Below are 20,263 nucleotides of genomic sequence, written 5' to 3' on the forward strand. Positions count from 1 at the left end.
GGAAATTAAATGTTCAAAATGGTGAGTACAAATGTTATTACGTTATTGAACATTTAAAGTGAGAGAAAAATGGGCGACACGGTCGAGGCTTCCTGGTTTGCCGAAAAAATAGCCGATCGCAGCATCCGGGGGATCGCCCTCGAAACGAGTGCGCTGATCCGCGCCGGCACCCTGCCGGTCGGCACGCGCATGCCGGCGATCCGCGATATCGCCTACGAATTGCGTGTCAGCCCGGCGACGATCTCCCAGGCCTGGAGTGAATTGCGGCGACAGAAAATTATCAGCGGCCGGGGGCGAAACGGCACCTGGGTCAGCGGCGACCGCTTTGTCGCCAGGCCGGAGCGTCTTGCGAGCTCGGGAAATTATGCCGCAGGTGTGCTCGACCTCACCTTGGCCGGGCCGGATGCTGCACTTCTTCCCCGCCTTTCCGAAGCCATGGCCTATGGCGCGTCAGCCGCCGACCTCAACAGCTATGAGCGCAGTCGTATCGTGCCGGAGCTGAAGGACGCCGTTTCTGTGCGATGGCCCCATGAGGCGCAAGCCTTTCTGGCCACCAATGGCGGCTACAACGCCGTCTATACGGTATTGCATGCGCTGGTCTCTCCGGGTTCGTCAGTCGCGATCGAACATCCGACCGCGATGCGGCTGCTCGATATCCTGGAAGATCTCGGGGTAAAAATCATCCCCGTCGCCTGCGACAGCGACGGCCCCTTGCCGGATTCGCTGCGCGAGGCGTTGCAGCAACGTCCGGCGGCCTTCCTGTTCCAGCCGCGGCTGCATTCCGTGACCGGCACGACGGTCAGTGCATCCCGCCTCCATCAGCTCGGAGATGTGCTGGAAGGCAGCGACACGCTTGTCATCGAGGACGACGGCGTCGGCGACGTGTCGGCGGCACCTCCGCATTCGCTCGGCGGCCGATTTGCGGAGCGGACGATCCATATCGTCTCACTCTCGAAAAGCCTCGGTCCGGATCTGCGGCTCGCCGTCCTGTCGAGCTCCGCGCCGATCGTCGACCAGATCCAGTCCTACCGTTCCTTCAGCGCCGGCTGGACCAGCCGCATCCTGCAGAGTGCCGCCGCCTGGCTGTTGCGCGATCCGGCAACCTGGCGCCTCATCGGCGAGGCGCGCGCGATCTATCAGCAGAGGCGCGACGCTCTTGCCGACGCACTCTGCGAACGGGGAATGGCGATACCCCCAGGCCAGGGCCTGTGCCTGTGGGTGCCCGTCGTCTCCGAACCATTCGCGATGGTGACGCTCGCCGCACGCAATATCGCCGTCAATCCGGGCAGCAAATTCTCCGTCCTGCCCAGCAGTCATATTCGCGTTGCAACCAGCACGCTTGTGGATCGTTGCGAGGAAGCTGCCGACGCGATCGCGCTGGCGCATGCGCCGTGAAAGGCAGACGCCGCGGGGACACTACTTTCCGTCAAGCCACTCCTGCAGCTCTGCCTCCGCCCGCTCCAGCGCGCTGTAATTCAGCAGTTTGCGCAGGAAAGCGACGGTGACGGCGCGGGCGCGCAGATTGAAGCGGCCGTCCTCGTGGTCGTCGCCGGCGCTCTGGTAGACGTCGAGCTTGTCGTAGAGCTGTTGCAGGCGGTTCTGGACGCTGCGCAGCGACAGACCCCGGCGTTTGGCGATGGCCCGGTCGGTGAGGCCGAGCGCGATATCAACGAGGATCTCATATTCGGAGTCGGTGAAGCCGTTCGTCTGGCCGAGGCTCTTCTGCTGCAGGCCCCGCACCTCGCGGTCGATGACGCATTGGCTCTCGATGAAGATCGAGCGCAGCGCAAGCTTCAGCCGTTCGTCGGAGGCGGACTTCAGCACATAGCCATAGGCGGCGCCATCCGGCACGATGCGCGAGACGCCGCGCACATAGGCTTCGTCCGAATAATTCGACCAGAACAGGATGCGGGTCTCCGGCCGCTCCTTCCAGATGGTGCGCGCCGCCTCGATGCCGTTGCGGTTCGCCATCTGCAGGTCCATGACGATATGCGCAGACTTGTGGTCGCGGGCGAGCTTCTCGCCGACGGTTCCGTTCTCCGCCTCGATCACCGTGTCGCATTCCGGCAGGGCCGCGTTGACGGCCTCGTGCAGATAGGACCGGTGCAGCGGGTCGTCCTCGACGATCAGAACTTTCATCGTGCCCTTCTCCTCAGTTTGGCCCGTTCGCCGGGTCATGTGGGCCAAGCGGCAGCACGACACGCACCACGGTGCCGCGATTGTTGTGGCCAGGCCCGGTCGTGAAGCGCGCCGAAATCAGCCGCGCCCGGGTCTTCATATTGTCGATGCCGCCGCCGATCCGTCCCCGCGCCTTGGCGAGCCCGGTTCCGTCGTCAAAGATTTCGATCGACAGCCGTTCGTCGTCGGCCTCGAGCCGCACCGTGACGGTGAGCGGAGCTGCATGGCGCACCGCATTGTTGATCGCTTCCTGGGCGATGCGAAACAGCGCGACGCTGACGGTCGGCTCCAGTCGTTCCAACGCGCCGTGGGTCTCGTCGACGAGGCCCCATTCGATGGCCGATCCGGTGTCGCGGGTCGACCGGTCGAGATGATGCTCGATCGCCTGGGCGAGGCCGAAGAGCTGGAGCACCGAGGGTTTCGCCTGCTCGATGATCTGCCGCAGATCCTGCATGCAATGCTGGAGCGAACGGGAAACGGGCTCCAGTGCCTCGGACGCCACTTCGCCGTTGCGCGACAGCCGATCGATCCGCCGGGCAAGCCGCGTCAGGTCGGCAAGCGTCTGGTCGTGCAGGTCCATGCCGATGCGTTGGCGTTCCTGCTCCAGGGCTTCGGTAAGCTTCAGCGCACCTTGCCGCAATCCCTCCTCGCGGGCGCGGGCTTCGGCCTCGACGATGGCCGAGCGTTGCGCCTGCTCGGCCGCCTGCAGCGCGAAGAAATAGGGCGTCAGCAGGTCGGCGATGATGCGGGCGCGTTCAATATCCTCCATCGTATAGACGCCCGCCCGGTGCGACGAACAGGACAGTGCCGCGATGATCGTGCCCTGCACCTTCATAGGCACATGCAGGCGGCTCCTCAGCGATTGTTCGACGATCGGCCGCTTGAACGCACCCTCGAAGTGGAAACGCGGATCCGTCATGGCGTCGTCCGCCAGCAGAAAGTCCACCTCGCCCCGGAGCAGCGAGCGGATGGGGCTGTTGACGACGGGCGCGCCGGCCAGATCGCCCCAGGCGGTCTCGATCCCCGTCTCGTAGGCCGTGTGGTAATTGCCGCCCTCCAGCAGCACGCAGACATCGAGATGGTCGTGCGGGATGATATGGGCGACCTCGGCGGCGACGGAACGGATAGCCGAGCGGAAGTCGAGCTGGCCCGCGAGCAGCCGGGAAATGCCGAGATAGTGGTCGAACATGACTGCGGGTGAAAGATGCAGCATCGTCAGTTCCTCCCCGAGATGGCAGCAGGCTCCTCGACCCGCAGCGATCCCTTCCCAGTAAGCGCCCGCGGAAGGGCCGCCGTCTTGCGTAAACCCGCAGCTTGTTGCGCAAAACCCGCAAACGACTTGCCGCCTTGCCACTGTACAGGCCGGTCGATCTCCCGCATCCTGCCCTTACTGAGAGGAGGAAGCTCAGTGCAAGAACAATTTTCACTCGGGCCCGATTGGGCCGGCAGGAGTGAAGCGATCCGCCGCCGGCGCGATCATCAGGGAGGAAGACATGACAATCCGCAAGATGCTTCTGGCATCGGCCGCTATTGCTTGCGCCGCGATGCCCGTTTCCGCCTTTGCCGACACGTCGGCCAAGAAAATCGCCCTTTCCAACAACTATGCCGGCAACTCGTGGCGCCAGGCCATGCTGACGAGCTGGGGCAAGGTGACGGGCGAGGCCGTGAAGGCCGGCACCGTTGCCGCAGCCGACCCCTTCACCACCGCCGAGAACCAGGCGACGGAGCAGGCCGCGCAGATCCAGAACATGATCCTGCAGGGCTATGACGCCATCGTGCTGAACGCCGCCTCGCCGACGGCGCTGAACGGTGCGGTCAAGGAAGCCTGCGACGCCGGCATCACCGTCGTTTCCTTCGACGGCATCGTGACCGAACCCTGCGCCTGGCGGATCGCCGTCAACTTCAAGGAAATGGGCCGCAGCGAAGTCGAGTACCTGTCGAAGAAGATTCCGGACGGCGGCAACCTGCTCGAGATCCGCGGCCTTGCCGGTGTCTTCGTCGATGACGAGATCTCGGCCGGCATTCACGAGGGCGTCAAGCAATTCCCGCAGTTCAAGATTGTTGGCTCCGTTCACGGCGACTGGGCGCAGGACGTGGCGCAGAAGGCTGTTGCCGGCATTCTGCCGAGCCTGCCCGACATCGCCGGCGTGGTGACGCAGGGCGGCGACGGTTATGGCGCCGCACAGGCGATTGCCGCGACCGATCGGAAGATGCCGATCATCATCATGGGCAACCGCGAAGACGAGCTGAAATGGTGGAAGGAGCAGAAGGACGCGAAGGGCTACGAGACCATGTCTGTGTCGATCGCGCCCGGCGTCTCGACGCTCGCATTCTGGGTGGCGCAGCAGATCCTCGACGGCAAAGAGGTGAAGAAGGACCTCGTCGTGCCCTTCCTGCGCATCGACCAGGACAATCTCGAAACCAACCTCGCCAATACCCAGGCCGGCGGCGTCGCCAATGTGGAATACACGCAGGCGGACGCAATCAAGGTCATCGAGTCGGCAAAGTAAATCTCCCGGCGACTGCCGCGCGGCCGCAATTGGCCGCGCGGCATTCTTTGCGAAGCAGGCATGGCGGGCAGCATGGATGAGGTTTTGAAGGCGGTGATCGCCGTCGAGGGCGCCAAGGTGAGCTTCGGCGCGGTCAGGGCACTCGACGGCGTGACCCTCCGCGTCATGCCGGGCGAATGCGTCGGGCTGGTGGGACACAATGGCGCCGGCAAGTCCACCATCGTCAGCGTGATCAACGGCGGCCTCACGCCGCACGAAGGAAGCGTGGCGAGCGACGGCGAGCGGCTGGAGCGCTACGGTATCAACGCGGCGCGTGCCCGCGGCGTGCGCTGCGTCTTCCAGGAGCTATCGCTCTGCCCAAATCTTTCGATCGTCGAGAACACGCGTATCATGCATCGCCATCTCGGCGGCTTCGGCTGGCGCAGGCGCGCCGCAGAGATCATCGAGAAAAGCCTCGATGCCGTCTTTCCCGGCCACGGCATCGACAGCAGCCGGACTGTGGGCGATCTTTCGATCGCCGAGCGGCAGATGGTCGAGATATCAATGGCCTTTTCCGACGCCGGCATTGCGCCGCGTCTGGTGATCCTCGACGAACCCACTTCGTCGCTCGATGCAAGCCTTGCCCGGCAGATGCTCGATCATGTCCGCCGCTTCATCGCCACGGGCGGGTCCGTCATCTTCATCTCGCATATCCTGCACGAGATCCTCGAAACATCCGATCGCATCGTCGTCATGAAGGACGGCCGTGTCGTCGCCGAGCGCCCGGCGCAGGGCTTCGACCATCACGGCCTGGTGGAAGCGATGGGCACCGTTGCGAAGGAGGAGACCAAGCAGCGCTCGGCGCGCGAACAATCCACCGCCCCGCTCATTCTCTCCCATCAGGCGAAAGGCCTGCCCTTTGCGGCGCGCAAGGGTGAGATCATCGGACTGGCGGGTCTGGCCGGCCACGGGCAGACCGAGCTGCTGCTCGCCCTGCATGCCGCCCAATCCGGCAATTGGCTGCCGGAGCGCGATCCGCTCGTCACCTTTGTCGCCGGCGACCGACGCCTCAACGGCGTCTTCGAGCTGTGGAGCATCCTGCGTAATTTCTCCATCGCCTCGCTCGGTGACCTCTCCCGGCGCGGCCTCATCCGCGCGGGCGAAGAGGAGACGAAGGGCGCTGACTGGAAGCGGCGGATCGAGATCCGCACGCCCGATATGGACAATCGCATCCTGTCGCTTTCCGGCGGCAACCAGCAGAAGGTGCTCTTTGCCCGGGCGCTGGCGACACGCGCGCCTGTCGTCTTGATGGACGATCCGATGCGCGGCGTCGACGTAGGCACCAAGCAGGAGGTCTACGCGATTATCCGCGAGGAAGCGGCGCATGGCCGGACCTTCATCTGGTACTCGACCGAAATGGACGAGGTCCGCCTCTGCGACCGTGTCTATGTCTTCCGCGAAGGCCGCATCACGGCCGAACTCGCCGGCGACGCCGTCAACGAGAAGAATATCATCGCCGCCTCCTTCGAAGGGGTCGCCGCATGACGGTCCGGCTGTCGTCCGACGCCATGCGTCTTGCCATTCCCGCCTTGTCGCTGACGCTACTGCTTGCCGCCGTCTTCTGGCTGCAGCCGCGCGCCATGAGCTATGTCGGACTCAACCTGCTGTTCAACCTGGCTGTGCCGATCGCGCTGGCGACGATCGCCCAGATGATCGTGATGGCGGTGAACGATCTCGATCTCTCGATGGGCACATTCGTCAGCTTCGTCGCCTGCGTCACCGCGACCTTCCTGCGGGATGCGCCTCTGATGGGCGTGCTGATTCTTGCCGGGGCGATCGCAACCTATGCGGCGCTTGGCGTCGTCATCTATCTGCGCGACCTGCCCTCCATCGTCGTGACCCTCGGCATGAGCTTCGTCTGGGGCGGCCTTGCCGTACTGCTGCTGCCGGCGCCGGGCGGACAGGCGCCCGATTGGGTACGCTGGCTAATGACCGTCAAGCCGCCGCTGGCGCCGATGGCGATCGTCGCCAGCATCGTCATCGCCGTGGTTGCCCATCTCCTCGTCATGCGCTCCTCGCTCGGCGTGCTGATGCGCGGCATCGGCGGCAACCAGCGCTCGGTCGAGCGCGCCGGCTGGTCGATCGTCGTGGCGCGCGCTGCCGCCTATGGGCTTGCCGGCCTCTTTGCGGTGCTCGCTGGCATTGCCCTTGTCGGCCTGACCACCTCGGCCGATGCCAATATCGCGCTGCGCTACACGCTGCTGTCGATCGCCGGCGTGATCCTCGGCGGCGGTGAGTTCATCGGCGGCCGCGTCTCCCCGATCGGCGCCGTCATCGGCGCGCTGACGCTGACGCTCGCCGGCTCGTTCCTGTCCTTCCTGCGGATCTCGCCGGACTGGCAGATCGGGGCTCAGGGCGCAATCCTGATCATCGTGCTCGCACTTCGTCTGATGCTGAACCGCCTGGAAAAGCGGGAGAAGCGCCGATGACCCCTCTCCTTCGCCTCTTTCGCAAACCCTGGATCTGGTCGTGGCTTGCCGCCTTCATCGTCTGGTTCCTGACGATCATGGTGACGCTCGGCGCCAGCACGCTCGGCCTGTCGCAGGCAGCCCTCACCTTCGCGGCCTTCTCGGTCATCGTCGGCATCGGCCAGATGTTCGTCATCACGCTCGGCCCCGGCAATATCGACCTCTCGGTTCCCGCCACCATGACGCTTGCCGGCACGGTGGCGCTGAAGCTGATGAACGTCGAAAACGGCATGATCCTGCCCGGTCTTCTCGTCGCCATCGTCATCGGCCTCGTGGTCGGCCTCGGCAACTATGCGCTCATCAAGGCGCTGCGCATTCCGCCGATCATCGCCACGCTGTCCATGAGCTTCATCGTGCAGTCCGCCGCGATCTGGACGAACCGGGGACTGCGCATCAAGCCGCCGAGCATGCTGGCGGAATTCACCACGTCGCACACGCTCGGCGTGCCGAATGTGGCGATCGTCGCACTCCTCATCTCGCTGCTGGCCTGGTTCCTGCTCGAGAAGACCATCTATGGGCGCTGGATCTCGGCGATTGGCCAGAGCATGCCGGCAGCCCGCATGGCCGGCATTCCGGTCGACGGCACGCGTTTCGTCACCTACCTCTTCTGCGCCGTTCTTGCCTCGGTCGCGGGCTATCTGCTCGCCTGCTTTTCCGGCGGCGCGGCGCTCAACATGGGCTCGGAATATCTCTTGATGTCGATCGCCGTCGTCGTGATCGGCGGCACGGCGGTCGCCGGCGGCGATTCCAACGTTCCGGGCATCTGGGGCGCATCGCTCTTCATGTTCCTGGTCGTCTCCATGCTCAACACCTACGGGCTCGGCGCGGGCATCCGCCTGATCATGACCGGCCTCATCATCATCAGCGTCATCATGCTCGCCGGCGGCCGCCGGGCCGGCATGCGATAATTGGGAAGACCGCCATGGCCGAGGCCAGCATCTACGAAATTCACGACCCGCGCTTCCGGCAGTTGATCGTCACAAGCGCCGGTCTCGACGAACTCTATTCCGGCTGCCGGTGGGCGGAGGGGCCCGTCTGGTTCAATGATGCGAACCAGCTCTTATGGAGCGATATTCCCAACCAGCGCATGCTGCGATGGACGCCGGAGGCCGGCGTCTCCGTCTACCGCCAGCCCTCCAACTTCACCAACGGCCATACACGCGACCGGCAGGGACGGCTGATTTCCTGCGAACATGGGACGCGCCGCGTCACCCGCACCGAGGTCGACGGCTCGATCACCGTGCTCGCCGATCGTTTCGAGGGCGCCAGGCTCAATTCGCCGAACGACGTGGTGGTGAAATCGGACGGCTCGATCTGGTTCACCGATCCCACCTACGGCATCATGTCGGACTATGAAGGCTATCGCGCCGTGCCGGAGCAGCCGACCCGCAACGTCTACCGGCTCGACCCGGCGACCGGCGCGCTTTCCGCCGTCGTCACCGATTTTACCCAGCCGAACGGCCTTGCCTTCTCGCCCGACGAGACGATCCTCTACGTCGCGGATTCGGCAGCCAGCCACGACGAAAACCTGCCGCGCCACATCCGCGCCTTCGACGTGGTCGACGGCGCAAGCCTCGCCAACGGCCGCGTCTTCTGCCAGATCGACACCGGCATCCCGGACGGCATCCGCACCGATATGAACGGGAACCTCTGGTCGAGTGCCGCCGATGGCGTCCATTGCTTCGACCCCACAGGCAAACTGATCGGCAAGATCCGCATCCCCCAAACCGTCGCCAACCTCACCTTCGGCGGGCCGAGACGCAACCGGCTGTTTATTGCGGCAACACGGTCTGTTTATGCGGTGTACGTTGCTGTGAGTGGGGCTCAGATGCCGTGAGGGTTTGGCCTCGACCGTATTCGAACCGCGGACCCTCAGTGACAACGTTCGCGGCTAGCCAGTTCTTTGTTTTAGGCTACTACCTTATCTCTAACCTCACCAGCATATGACGAGGCCTCAGGCGATCGCCCGAGGCCCGATAATATCAGGCGACTATGTGTTCTGCGCCATCGCTAATGCGAAAAGCCTGGCTTGTCTCTCAGCAAACGCGCGCGGGTTGGTCGGCCTGTCGCCGTCCAAGATTCGCGCTTCATCGAGGAGAAGCCAGGCAGCATCTTCCCGAAAGGCCTGATCTTTCATCGCGGCGATGGCCTTCACCAGACTACTCTGCGCATTGACCTCGAGGACCGGTTTCGATGCGGTCTGTAGCCTGCCTGCCCCCTGGAGTATTTTCTCGAGTTGTCGATCCGGGCCATGTTCAGAGGCGACAAGGCAAACCGCACTCTCGGTCAATCGGCCAGAGACGCGGACATCGGCGACTTCCTGCCCAAGGAAACCTCGAGCAAAGTCGATAAACGCGGCAACTTCCGGAGAGGCTTCATGCTTGCTGTCGCCGCCCTCATCGTTGCCGGCTATGTCGTCCAGATCGGACAGGCCCTGCGTGATCGATTTGAATGGCTTGCCTTCAAAGTCCCGGGCATTTGTTGTCCAGAAGCTATCGACGGAATCTGTGAGCAGGAGGACTTCGATCCCCTTGGCGCGGAAGCCTTCGAGCTGTGGCGATGCATTCAGTTGATCAAGGGAAAGGCCCGTGATGTAGTAGATCGCCGATTGCCCTTCTTTCATGTCACGCAGGTAGTCGGCCAGACTGCGCGTTGCCTCGCTCGACGCGGTGCTGCGGAAACGAGACAGCTTGAGCAGCTGGGAGCGGCGTTCAAAATCGTCGTAGATCCCCTCCTTGACGATTGCCCCAAATAGATCCCAGAATTTGCCGAACGTCTCGGCATCACCCTCGGCCATCTTTTCCAGCGCCGTTAGCACGCGACTGGTGACACCTTTGCGGATGGCGGCAAGGATCGGGCTATCCTGGATCATCTCGCGCGAGATGTTCAGCGGCAGATCCGACGTATCGACGATACCTCGCACGAACCGCAGATAGCGTGGCAGCAACTCTGCTTCATCGGTGATGAAGACGCGCTTCACGTAGAGTTTCATGCGACCGTGACGATCTGCATCGAAAAGATCGAACGGCTGCGAGCCGGGTATAAAGGCAAGCGCCGTATATTCATGGCGGCCCTCGGCGCGGAAATGGATATTGGTCAGCGGCTCGTCGTACTGGCCGGATACACCGCGATAAAAATCGTCGTAATCCTGCTTTGATATCTCGCTCTTGGGCTTGGTCCACAGCGCCGCACCATCGGTGACTTGAGAAGCCTCGGCACCTTCCTTCTCCGCGAGGCGGATGGGAACCGGCACATGGCCGGACTGGTCGCGGATGATCTTTTCGACCGTCCATTTGCTGGTATATTTTTTTGCGTCGTCCATCAGATGCAGCACGACACGCGTTCCCGTGACGGGCGCTTCGCTGAGGTCAACAGCCACGATCTCATAGCTGCCCTTGCCATCGGACGACCATTTCCAGGCTTGCTCCTCCCCGGCGCGCCGGGAGATTACATCGACCTTGTCGGCAACCATGAACGAAGAATAGAAACCAACGCCGAACTGGCCGATCAACTCGGCTTTCTCACCCGCTTTGGCCGCCTCCAGCCGCTCCATGAAAGCGCGAGTTCCAGACCGCGCGATCGTGCCGAGCGCGTCGATCATCTCGTCACGGCTCATTCCGATGCCATTATCCTCGACCACAAGGGTCGAAGCCTCATCATTGAGCGTGACCCGAATTTCCGGCTGAGCTCCATCTGTCGAGAGCTGCGGCCGGGAAATCGACTCGTAACGCAGCTTTTCGCAGGCGTCCGCCGCGTTGGAAATCAGCTCTCGGAGGAAGACGTCCTTGTCCGAATAAACCGAGTGCACCATCATGTGCAGCAGCCGGCTGACGTCAGCTTCGAATGCATGTTGCTCAGGCTGCCGTTCTTGTACCGTGGTCATCGATAATCCCCATTTCGCAGAAACCGGGCGTCAGATGGTTTTTGTGCCGGTAATTGTCAAGCGGTGGCGGCGGGTAACTTATCGGTCGCCAGCGATGGCCTATCCTGCACCGTGAGCCTACCAGTTCGCGCCGCTGCGCGATGGCGCGCGAGACCCGCGAGCGCTTTACCTTGAACCCGACATCGTCGCTCTTGAAGAGATTCGAACTGTGGCAACAGATCGCCGTGCAATTGGTCCATTCGATCAACTGAAGGGCCGAACACCCAAAACCAAGACGCAAGGCTGGATGGTACCGGAACCGAACCGCGCCCGTCAAATGACGGACGCGGCTCAGCGGGAGGCGCCGGAGGATCAGTCTATCCGATTGCCTTCGGCGGAGAAGAGGTGGATTTTCTCGGATTTGGGCGCGAGGTGAATTTGCTGGTCGGGCTTTAAATCGACCCGCTGGTGCAGCACGATGGTTGCCGTCTGCGTGCCGACACGCACCGAAAGATGGGTCTCCGCACCAGTCGGCTCGACAGTCAGCACGGTGGCCGGAATGCCTGTCTCAGCAATGTCGAGGTCTTCCGGGCGGATGCCGTAGGTGCGCGCCGCGCTTTGGCTCAATTGCGGCGGAAGCGGCAGGGAAACGCCGCCTTCGATACGGAAGCCGCCGTCGCTGACGCCACCCTCGAAGAGGTTCATCGACGGCGAGCCGATGAAGGCGGCGACGAAGGTGTTATTCGGACGGTCGTAGAGATCGAGCGGCTTGCCGATCTGCTCGATGCGGCCGGCGCGCATGACGACGATCTTGTCGGCCATTGTCATCGCCTCGATCTGGTCGTGGGTGACGTAAACGATGGTCGTGCCAAGGCGCTGATGCAGCTCCTTGATCTCGCTGCGCATGGTCACCCGCAGCTTGGCGTCGAGGTTGGACAGCGGCTCGTCAAACAGGAAGACTTTCGGATGGCGTACGATGGCGCGGCCCATGGCGACGCGCTGGCGCTGGCCGCCGGAAAGCTGTTTCGGCAGGCGCTCCAGCAGGGGTTCAAGTGCGAGAATGCCGGCGGCTTCGCTCACCAGCTTGTTAATGGTCGCCTTGTCGCGCCCCTGCAGCTTGAGGGCAAAGCCCATATTTTCGCGCACCGTCATGTGCGGATAGAGCGCGTAGGACTGGAACACCATGGCGATATCGCGCTCCTTCGGCGCGACGTCGTTGACGACGCGGCCGTCGATGCGGATTTCACCGCCGCTGATATCCTCTAGCCCCGCCAGCATGCGCAGAAGCGTGGACTTGCCGCAGCCGGACGGCCCGACGAGCGTGACGAACTGACCATCCTCGATATCCGCGGAAACCCCGTGGATAACGGAGGCCGCGCCGTATTGCTTCAGAACCCGGTCGATTGCTACCGATGCCATTGTCTGTCCTCCCTCACAGTTTCAATTGCCAGACGCCGGCCTCGGCGACGGCGCCGGTGAGCGTTGCCGAACGTGCGGCGGCAAAGCCCGGAATGCGTTTGGCCCCCGTCCAGCGGCCGTTGTCAGCGAAGACCTCGATGGAGCCGGCATCGAGGAAGATGCGCAGGCTCGACGGTTTGGCGCCGGTGGCGATGTAACGTGGCGGCGGCTTATCGGTGCGAGCGTCGAAGACAATCGCCAGACCATCGGCATCGAGTTTCACACCGAGATCGACATCCGGATGATCGAAGGTGAGGTTGAAGGCGGCGCCCGGCTCGGTGAGATCAAGTGTGATCTCGACGGCGCCGGTGCCGAGCGGCACGGTCTTGCCGGCGGCAAGCGCGCTGTCGTCCAGCAACTGATGGCGCAGGCTGTCGACGGCTGCGACCGGCGGGGTCAGTACGGTGTCGCCGTCGAGAAGGACGCGGCGCGGCAGGGTCATGGCCGTCGGGAAATCGTCCTTCTTGGAAAAATCCGTCCAGTTGGCGAGCCAGGCGATGCCGACCGGCTCGTCGTCGTCAACGAAGGCCTGGAAGGCATAGGCATCCGAACCGAAATCCAACTCCTGCTCGAACTCCGCCGTGAAGGTGCGGCCATCGAAACTGCCGACGGTGACGGAGGTGAGGTTGCGGCGGCCGGTAGCCGGGTCGCGGCTGGTGAGCAGACCGAAGATCAGCGCCCAGCGGGTTTGTCCGTTTTTGCCGGAAAGCGGCACCATGCAGGGGCATTCCGCCGCCGTCATGCCGAAACCGTCCTCGCGATGGATGATGCCGAGGAAGGTCCAGCCAACGGCGCCTTGCGCGTCGGCGGTTTCATAGAGCAGCACGACGCCGCCCTGCCGGTCGCGGCTGCCGAGCAGCATCTTCCAGCGGCCGTCCGGGCCTTTGAAGACATAGGGGTCGCGGAAATCGGTAGTGAGGTTCAAGCCTTCCGGGCGCAGCGGCAGTACGGTTTCCGGCAGGCCGGCGACGATGCCGTCGCGGCTGACGGCGGAAAGCTGGACTTGCTCTTCCGGTTGCCGGTCACGCACATGCTCGGTGTAGAAGACGCGGATTTCCGCGCCTTCCGGGCCGGTGCAGGGGATCGCCGAGCCGGAGAAGGCGCCGCCACGGCCATCGTCCTTTTCCGATAGATGCGCCGCCGGGAAGAGGAAGATGGGCAGATGCGTCCAGCGGACGAAATCCTTCGAGACGGCATGGCCCCAGTGCATGGTGTTCCAGCGCGGCTCATGCGGATAATGCTGGTAGAAGAGGTGAGCGTTTCCGCCGAACCGTCCAAAACCGTTCGGATCGTTCATCCAACCGAAGGGCGGGCGGAAGTGATAGCTGTCAGGCACGTCGGGGGCGGTGGTGCGGGCATCGCTGTGCAGGACGCTGATGCCCTCCTTCATCACGGTTTCCGGCCGGAAGGCATAAGCGACGGAGAGCGCTGTGGTTGCCGCATCATAGGACAGCGTAGCCCAACCGCCTTTCGCGAGCGTCACAGCGAAGAATTCAAATTCCCCCGTGTGGCGGGTCGAGGGCTCGCCGATGTCGTTGCCATCAGCGGCGACGAAGAGCTTCGCCTCGCCGCCGGCATGGCGCGCCTTCAGCCAGAGATGCAGCACCGTGCCTTCGGGGAGCGCCGCTTCGATGGTTTCAGGTGCTGACGTTTCGGACTTGGCCTGCAGAGACATAATCAACCTTTCACGGCGGAGCCGACGAATGAACTGACGAACCAGCGCTGGAAAGCCAGATAGAGAATGAGGACCGGGATCATCATCAGCACCGAGGCGGCCATGGCGCGGTCCCAGTAGATGCTGTCCTGTCCGAAGAAGGTGGCGATGGCGACGGCGATTGGCCGAGCATAGTCGGTCTGGGTGACCAGCGTCGGCCAGAGATACTGGTTCCAGCTTTCGATGCCCATGAGGATCGAAACCGTGGCGAGCGCCGGCAGGCTGAGCGGCATGTAGATCGACCGGTAGATGCGGAAGGCCGATGCGCCATCCATTTCCGCCGCTTCATAGAGTTCCTTCGGCAGCTGCGCGAAGAACTGGTAGAAGAGGAAGACATAGAGCGGGCTTGCCACCCAGGGCAGGATCTGCACCGCGAAGGTATCCGTCAGCCCCGCCCGCGACATCATGACGACGAGCGGCATGATGATGCTTTCCTGCGGGATGACATAGAGCGCGACGACCAGCGCCAAGAGGACCGCCTTGCCGCGCAGCGAGCCCCAGGCCAGAACGAAGCCCGCCATGGAATTGATGACCAGACCCGAGACGACTGTGGCGACGAGGATCACCAGCGAATTGAAGAGATATCGGCCATAGGCCAGCTCGCCGGAGAAATGGGCGATCTCCTTGTAGTTCGACAGCGTCGGGTCGCTGACCCAGAAGGCGCGGAAACTGCCCATGTCGGCGAGGATGCGGAAGCGGTCGTCCTTCAGGCTGGCGATCAGCAACATGAACAGCGGCGAGATCATCACCAGCGCGATGACCAGGATGCAGAGGCTCTGCACGATGCGCAGGCTTCTCTTGCCGCTGCCCGTTGCGATTGCCAGCGGGGCTGGCTGGCTCAAAGCGATATCAGACATCGAAGCGCCTCAGGAGTTTGCGTTGCAGGAGCGCGATCAGAAGAACGATGACGAAGAGGATGACGGAAACGGCCGATGCGTAGCCGAGTTTCTGCTCCTCGAAGCCGGCGCGCACCATGTAGTGGACAACGGTTTCGGTGCTTTCCTTCGGGCCACCCTGGGTGAGGATCGCCACCTGCGTATAGAGCTTGAAGGCCTGGATGGTGGTGATAACAAGCACGAAGACATGGGTCGGGCGAAGGCCGGGCATGGTGACGTGCCAGAAGCGGCGCAGCGCGCTTGCCCCGTCGATGCGGGCGGCATCGTATAGTTCTTCGGGAATGCCCTGCAGGCCGGCGAGATAGATGATCATCTGAAAGCCATAGGCCTGCCAGGCCGAAAGCAACACGATGGAGAACATCGCCCAGTTGGGGTCGCCGAGCCAGTCGATCGGCTGGATCGTGCCGCCGGAAAGGAACCCGACGATCTGGTTGAGCGGGCCGCTCGGATACTGAAACAGCGTGCCCCAGATGACGCAGACCACCACCATGGAGGTGATCGCCGGCAGGAAGAACAGGCCGCGCAGCAGGTTCTGCATCGGCAGCTTCTGATGCAAGAGCAGCGCGGTCAGGAAGGCGAGGCCGCACTGCACCGGCAGCACCCAGATGGTGAAGCGCGTAACGTTCCACAGCGCGGTCCAGAACAACGGATCGGTGAAGACGCGCTGGAAATTCAGGAGGCCGACGAAGCGCACCGGCGTCGGGCGCGGCACGAGCGGCTGGTTGGTCATCGCCGTCCAGAAGGACAAGAGGAACGGCGTAATCAGGAATATCGTCAGAAGCAGAACGGCAGGCGCGATCATCGCCATTTCCTGCCAGAGCCGCTGCGTGTCGCGGCGTCTTGCCGGACGCCGCAAAGCGGGCGTGGAGGTCTGTTGCAAAGTCACTGTTTCCTCCTCATCGGTATCGTCCGGAGATGGTGTAGGGCCGGCCCGAGAACCGGCCCCGTCAAAACCTCTTACTGCTGCTCGTCGAAGGGCGGGTAGCCGGCGTTGTCCTCGATATCCTCGTCGATCTTCTTGGCAGCGGCCGTCAGCGCTTCCTGCGCGTCACCACCGTTGAAGATCTTGTCGACGGCCTGCATGAAGGCCGAGGTGATCGTCGGATAGGCCGGGTGCGGCGGACGGGCGATCGCGGTCTTGGAAGCCTGCTCAAAGGCGATGGCGAGCGGACCGCCTTCCGCATAGAGCGGGGATGCGGCGGCGAAGCTCTTCAGGCCCGGATAGGCGGACTGGGTTTTGGCGTACTCCCGGTACTCCTTGTCCTTCAGCAGGAAGCTCAGGAACTTGCCGGCGATCTCAGGGTTTTCCGAGGTTGCGGAAATGCCCCAGATCCAGGTTCCGTTCGGGCTCACGCCCTTGTCGCCGATCTTCGGCAGCGGCATGACGACGATATTGTCCTTCATCGCTGCCGATGCCTCGGCGTAGAACCAGTGGCCGCCCATGGCGAGTGCGGCCGGCTGTCCCTCGGCGTAGAACTGGTTGGTGCCCGACGACGACGGTACCACCCAGCCCTTCTTCACCCAGTCCTGCATCATCGTCAGCGCCTTGACGCAGGCCTCGCCATCGAGCGTGCCGCTGGCCTTCCAGGTCTTGCGGTCGATCAGGTCGCAGCCGGCGCTTTCGAGCAGGGGGCCGTAGGCATAGGTGATCCACTCGGTCTTGATGCCGTAACCCCGGAAGGTGTCGATCGGCCACTTCACGCCTTCGAGCTTGGAAAGCTTCTCGAGATAGCCTTCGAACTCCTCGCGGGTCCAGGCATCGTCGACCGATTTCGGAATGCGGGCGCCAATGGCTTCTAGATATTTCTTGTTGCCGTAGAGCACGACCGAGGAGTCGGTGAGGCCGAGCGCATAGAGGTCCTTGTCGATCGGATAGGTGCCCTGGGCGATATTCGAATCCGTCATGTCATCGAGCAGATCCTTGTCAATGAGCGGCTTGACGGGCTGCAGATAGCCGGACCAGACATAGTTGGCGAGGAACGGAGCATCGAGCTCCATGATATCGGGCAGCTGCTTGGCCATGACGGCGGCGCTGAACTTTTCGTTATAGGCATCATGCGGCGCGTAGATCATCTCGATGTCGACATCGGGATTGGCGGCCTCGAAGCGGGCGGCAACGTCGCCATAGGCCTTCACCCAGCCGGGATCGCCCTGGTGCATAACGTGGATGACGGTCTTCGCCTCGGCAAAACCGGCGGTTGCGACCAGCGCGGCGGACGCGAAGAGCGCGGAAAGTAAACGATTACCCATCGAAGTCTTCATTGATATTCTCCTCCTGTTAGACACTATTCGATGTTCAGACGGATGCCCGTTCGACCAGATGGAACGGCAGTTTCCGCAGATGCGGCGGTTCGGGCTGCTCGGCCAGGAGGATCTCCATGGCAAGGCGGCCCATTGCGCGGTGCGGCAGGGCCATCGTCGTCAATGGCGGGTCCAGCCGCGAGGCAAGCTCGACCTGGTTGTCGAAGCTTGCCACCGCGATATCATCCGGAATGCGAAGGCCGGCGCGGGCAAGCGCCGCATAGACTTCCATCGCCACGCGGTCATTGCCGCACAGGATGGCATCAGGCCGTTGACCGGATTTCAGAAGCGCCTCCACATGAGAGGCAACAAGGCTGGGCGCGCGGTCGCTGTAGACGCTGCGGCGCACTGCCGGCAACACGCCGACGGGGTCGATGCCCCCCTCCTCAAGCGCCGCGCGAAACCCCATCTCGCGCAGCGTGCCGGCGAGAATGCCCGGCAGGTTGATGAAGGCGATGCGCCGTCGGCCGGCGGCGAGGAGATAACGCACGATCTCCCGCGCGCCGCCCTCTTCGTCCGGCACCAGCGCGGTGACGCGGCCGGCCGCCTCGCGGCAGTTGATCATGACGCCGACCGTGCCCGCCAACCTGTCCGACAGCGCCACCTCCTTGTGGTACATGGCGGCATAAGCAATGGCGCGCGGCCGAAACTGCTGCACCTCGTCGAGCACCGAGCCGATAGACTGGCCGCTGCTGTGGTTGACTGCAAAGACCGCCATGCCGGCGCCGCGGGCCGCTCCGTCGAGGCCGCGCACGATCTCGGTGGCGAAGGGCGAAGTGATGAGGCCGTCGGAGACGACGCCGACCAGCGGCAGCCAGCCCTGACGCACGCCACGCGCCGCAAAGTTGGTCACGTAGCCGAGTTCTTCCGCGATGGCCTTGATCTTCTGGCGCGTATCGTCCGACATGCGGGCGGAGCCGCCGTGCAATGCGCCGGAAACCGTCTTCACCGAGACGCCCGCACGTTCCGCGATGTCAGAAAGCGATACTGCCACGATCCTCACCATCCTCCTTGGGTGATCGATTACCCAATAGTGGCGGCGGACGCGTTTTGTCAAGCGGCTTTAATGCGCACGCTCGGCGTTCCGAACACCTATCTGTCGACATCAATCCTTACCGATCTCCTCGACAACCAGCGCCGACACGCTGCTTGCAGTGGCGCAGTTGGCGACGCCGTGAACGACAAAGGAACGAATAGCGGTCGGCGAGGCGGGGCTTTGTCAGTCATTTGCCTGGCATTTGCCCCACAACGCAGATCAAAACGTGACCGCCGCTTCCTCTCTGCCATACAGCATTCATATCTCGGGAATGTCACGTCTTGTTTGCATGTGGCATCGGCAGCTTGGACAGGCTTTCCGGAAGCCCCAGGAACTCGGCGATATTTTCGATCGTCTCGGCCGTGGTCATGTCAATTTCAAGCAGTTGATGTGGCCGGCCGCGAAAAAACCGTCTGATCAACTCGTTTCTGGTCAGATAGGCCCGGATATACTCGTCTTTATCGAAGAGTTTCTCCCATTCTATCGCATCCTCGCCGATGTCGAAAAGTGAATGAAACTTGTAGTCAGGCGTACGCATCAGGAAGGCGTAGGCATGGGCTTCCGCACAGTACCCCCTAAAAATATATTGGTCTTGCTGGATATGTTCCTTGGTTATCTGGCTGCCGTCGGCGAGGCCAAAGCGCTTGGCCGTAAAACGCATTTGGGAGCGAAACCAGTCTTCCGGATCTCGGACCGTCAGGATGAAACGCGAGTTGGGGAAGAGCGCGTCGAGGGCGATGAAAACTTCGCTTTCGGCAAACGGACTGTCCTGAAAAGCATCGGCATTTTGCACATAAGCAATGAGCTTACTGTAATCTCCCCGGCGAGCCGAGTAGCTTGTCAACTCGCCCTCAACCTGATTTCCGACTTTCAGGCCGCAGAGCGTAAAAACGTCGGCCAGAGTCGTCGTCCCGGTCTTGTGACCGCCTATCCCGAATACCTTGTTGAAACTCCGTCTGGATGCAAGGGCGCTTCGAGCTTCAGCAATATGCCTTGCTAATAAATTGTTCAAAAAACATCTCCTGTGCAATCGCTCCGCTGAGGGCGGGCGTCGAGCAATGTCTCGATCTGGATGGCAAGCTGATCGGGATCGGAACCCACCGTGCGAAGACAGAGCTCCGGATTCTCTGGCGGCTCATAGGGGGAGCTGATTCCGGTGAAGTGTCTGATCTCGCCGGCGATCGCGCGCTTATAGAGTCCCTTCGGATCGCGCTTGGCGCATTCCTCTATCGGTGTGTCGATGAACACTTCGAAGAACTCGCCTTTTTCCATCATCTCGCGGGCAAGCTGCCGTTCTGCACGGAACGGCGAGATGAAGGAGACGAGCACAATGAGGCCTGCATCGGCCATCAGCTTGGCCACTTCCGCAACGCGGCGGATGTTTTCGATGCGGTCCTCATTGGTGAAGCCAAGGTCGCGGTTGAGACCGTGGCGAATATTGTCGCCATCCAGCACATAAGTCGAGCGCCCTTTGCCGTGGAGCAGTTTCTCGACACTATTGGCAATGGTCGACTTGCCGGATCCTGAAAGCCCGGTAAGCCAAACGACGGCTGGTCGCTGATTCAGCAGGGCCGCACGCGACTTGCGGCTAACCTCAAGCGCCTGCCAACGAATATTTTCCGTTCGACGCAGGGAAAGATCGATCATAGCGGCGCCGACAGTCAGATTGGCCATCGGTCGATCAGAATGAAATTGCAGGCGTTACGTTTGCCATGATGGCGTTCACGCTGCAGCTTCCGCCCTCGATCCGGTGTTCAAGACGAAATGAGATGGACGACCAAAGATATGACGTGGCGGCGGA

16 protein-coding genes and 1 pseudogene are annotated in these 20,263 nt (G+C 62.6%); 6 read left to right on the plus strand and 11 right to left on the minus strand.

What is annotated here, in order from left to right:
- The first annotated feature begins 69 nt into the window (after window positions 1-69).
- Window positions 70-1,395, plus strand: coding sequence for a PLP-dependent aminotransferase family protein (locus ACMUVN_RS09345; protein ID WP_028758886.1), 1,326 nt, complete (start codon window positions 70-72; stop codon window positions 1,393-1,395).
- 21 nt (window positions 1,396-1,416) lie between these two features.
- Here ACMUVN_RS09345 and ACMUVN_RS09350 read toward each other — a convergent pair whose 3' ends face one another.
- Together ACMUVN_RS09350 and ACMUVN_RS09355 are read right to left on the minus strand one after the other, a co-directional pair.
- Window positions 1,417-2,139, minus strand: a complete 723-nt coding sequence (locus ACMUVN_RS09350; protein ID WP_008536437.1) for a response regulator transcription factor — start codon at window positions 2,137-2,139, stop codon at window positions 1,417-1,419.
- Window positions 2,140-2,152: 13 nt separating this feature from the next.
- Entirely contained in the window at window positions 2,153-3,391 is a 1,239-nt protein-coding gene (locus ACMUVN_RS09355) for a sensor histidine kinase (protein WP_028758885.1), read from the minus strand.
- Between the two features lie 280 nt (window positions 3,392-3,671).
- Here ACMUVN_RS09355 and ACMUVN_RS09360 point away from each other — a divergent pair, with 280 nt between their 5' ends.
- From ACMUVN_RS09360 to ACMUVN_RS09380, 5 genes are all read left to right on the plus strand, one after another.
- Window positions 3,672-4,688, plus strand: a complete 1,017-nt coding sequence (locus ACMUVN_RS09360) for an ABC transporter substrate-binding protein (RefSeq protein ID WP_063475766.1) — start codon at window positions 3,672-3,674, stop codon at window positions 4,686-4,688.
- Between the two features lie 72 nt (window positions 4,689-4,760).
- A complete protein-coding gene (locus ACMUVN_RS09365; RefSeq protein WP_063476234.1) occupies window positions 4,761-6,212 on the plus strand; it encodes a sugar ABC transporter ATP-binding protein in 1,452 nt (483 codons plus the stop codon).
- Complete coding sequence (locus ACMUVN_RS09370; RefSeq protein WP_414815033.1) at window positions 6,209-7,156, plus strand: ABC transporter permease; 948 nt, start codon at window positions 6,209-6,211, stop codon at window positions 7,154-7,156. Before ACMUVN_RS09365 ends, ACMUVN_RS09370 begins: the two co-directional genes overlap by 4 nt.
- Window positions 7,153-8,103 (plus strand): ABC transporter permease, encoded by a 951-nt coding sequence (locus ACMUVN_RS09375; RefSeq protein ID WP_047612104.1) that lies wholly within the window; start codon window positions 7,153-7,155, stop codon window positions 8,101-8,103. The genes ACMUVN_RS09370 and ACMUVN_RS09375 overlap by 4 nt, the downstream gene beginning before the upstream one ends.
- A 14-nt stretch (window positions 8,104-8,117) precedes the next feature.
- Window positions 8,118-9,032, plus strand: a complete 915-nt coding sequence (locus ACMUVN_RS09380; protein WP_097622444.1) for an SMP-30/gluconolactonase/LRE family protein — start codon at window positions 8,118-8,120, stop codon at window positions 9,030-9,032.
- Between the two features lie 153 nt (window positions 9,033-9,185).
- Here ACMUVN_RS09380 and htpG read toward each other — a convergent pair whose 3' ends face one another.
- The 9 genes and pseudogenes from htpG to cysC form a co-directional block, all read right to left on the minus strand.
- Window positions 9,186-11,078 (minus strand): molecular chaperone HtpG, encoded by a 1,893-nt coding sequence (gene htpG / locus ACMUVN_RS09385; protein WP_097622445.1) that lies wholly within the window; start codon window positions 11,076-11,078, stop codon window positions 9,186-9,188.
- Between the two features lie 351 nt (window positions 11,079-11,429).
- Window positions 11,430-12,476 carry an ABC transporter ATP-binding protein gene (locus ACMUVN_RS09390; protein WP_063475770.1) on the minus strand — a complete coding sequence of 349 codons (1,047 nt, stop codon included), beginning with the start codon at window positions 12,474-12,476 and terminating at the stop codon, window positions 11,430-11,432.
- Between the two features lie 13 nt (window positions 12,477-12,489).
- Entirely contained in the window at window positions 12,490-14,190 is a 1,701-nt protein-coding gene (locus ACMUVN_RS09395; RefSeq protein WP_063475771.1) for a beta-fructofuranosidase, read from the minus strand.
- A gap of 2 nt (window positions 14,191-14,192) precedes the next feature.
- Window positions 14,193-15,086: a carbohydrate ABC transporter permease gene (locus ACMUVN_RS09400; protein WP_028757242.1), complete on the minus strand. Its 894-nt coding sequence runs from the start codon at window positions 15,084-15,086 to the stop codon at window positions 14,193-14,195.
- Window positions 15,079-16,011 carry a carbohydrate ABC transporter permease gene (locus ACMUVN_RS09405; protein ID WP_414815034.1) on the minus strand — a complete coding sequence of 311 codons (933 nt, stop codon included), beginning with the start codon at window positions 16,009-16,011 and terminating at the stop codon, window positions 15,079-15,081. Before ACMUVN_RS09405 ends, ACMUVN_RS09400 begins: the two co-directional genes overlap by 8 nt.
- 71 nt (window positions 16,012-16,082) lie before the next feature.
- Window positions 16,083-17,375: an ABC transporter substrate-binding protein gene (locus ACMUVN_RS09410; protein WP_414815168.1), complete on the minus strand. Its 1,293-nt coding sequence runs from the start codon at window positions 17,373-17,375 to the stop codon at window positions 16,083-16,085.
- Window positions 17,376-17,421: 46 nt separating this feature from the next.
- Window positions 17,422-18,432 (minus strand): LacI family DNA-binding transcriptional regulator, encoded by a 1,011-nt coding sequence (locus ACMUVN_RS09415; protein ID WP_183902872.1) that lies wholly within the window; start codon window positions 18,430-18,432, stop codon window positions 17,422-17,424.
- 304 nt (window positions 18,433-18,736) lie between these two features.
- Window positions 18,737-19,474 carry a sulfotransferase gene (locus ACMUVN_RS09420; protein ID WP_047612118.1) on the minus strand — a complete coding sequence of 246 codons (738 nt, stop codon included), beginning with the start codon at window positions 19,472-19,474 and terminating at the stop codon, window positions 18,737-18,739.
- Window positions 19,471-20,162: pseudogene (gene cysC, locus ACMUVN_RS09425) on the minus strand (adenylyl-sulfate kinase); the annotation flags it as partial. The pseudogene cysC and the gene ACMUVN_RS09420, both read right to left, overlap by 4 nt.
- Between the last annotated feature and the right edge of the window lie 101 nt (window positions 20,163-20,263).

Source organism: Rhizobium sp. IY2 (assembly GCF_047532935.1).
Classification (GTDB): Bacteria; Pseudomonadota; Alphaproteobacteria; order Rhizobiales; family Rhizobiaceae; genus Rhizobium; species Rhizobium anhuiense.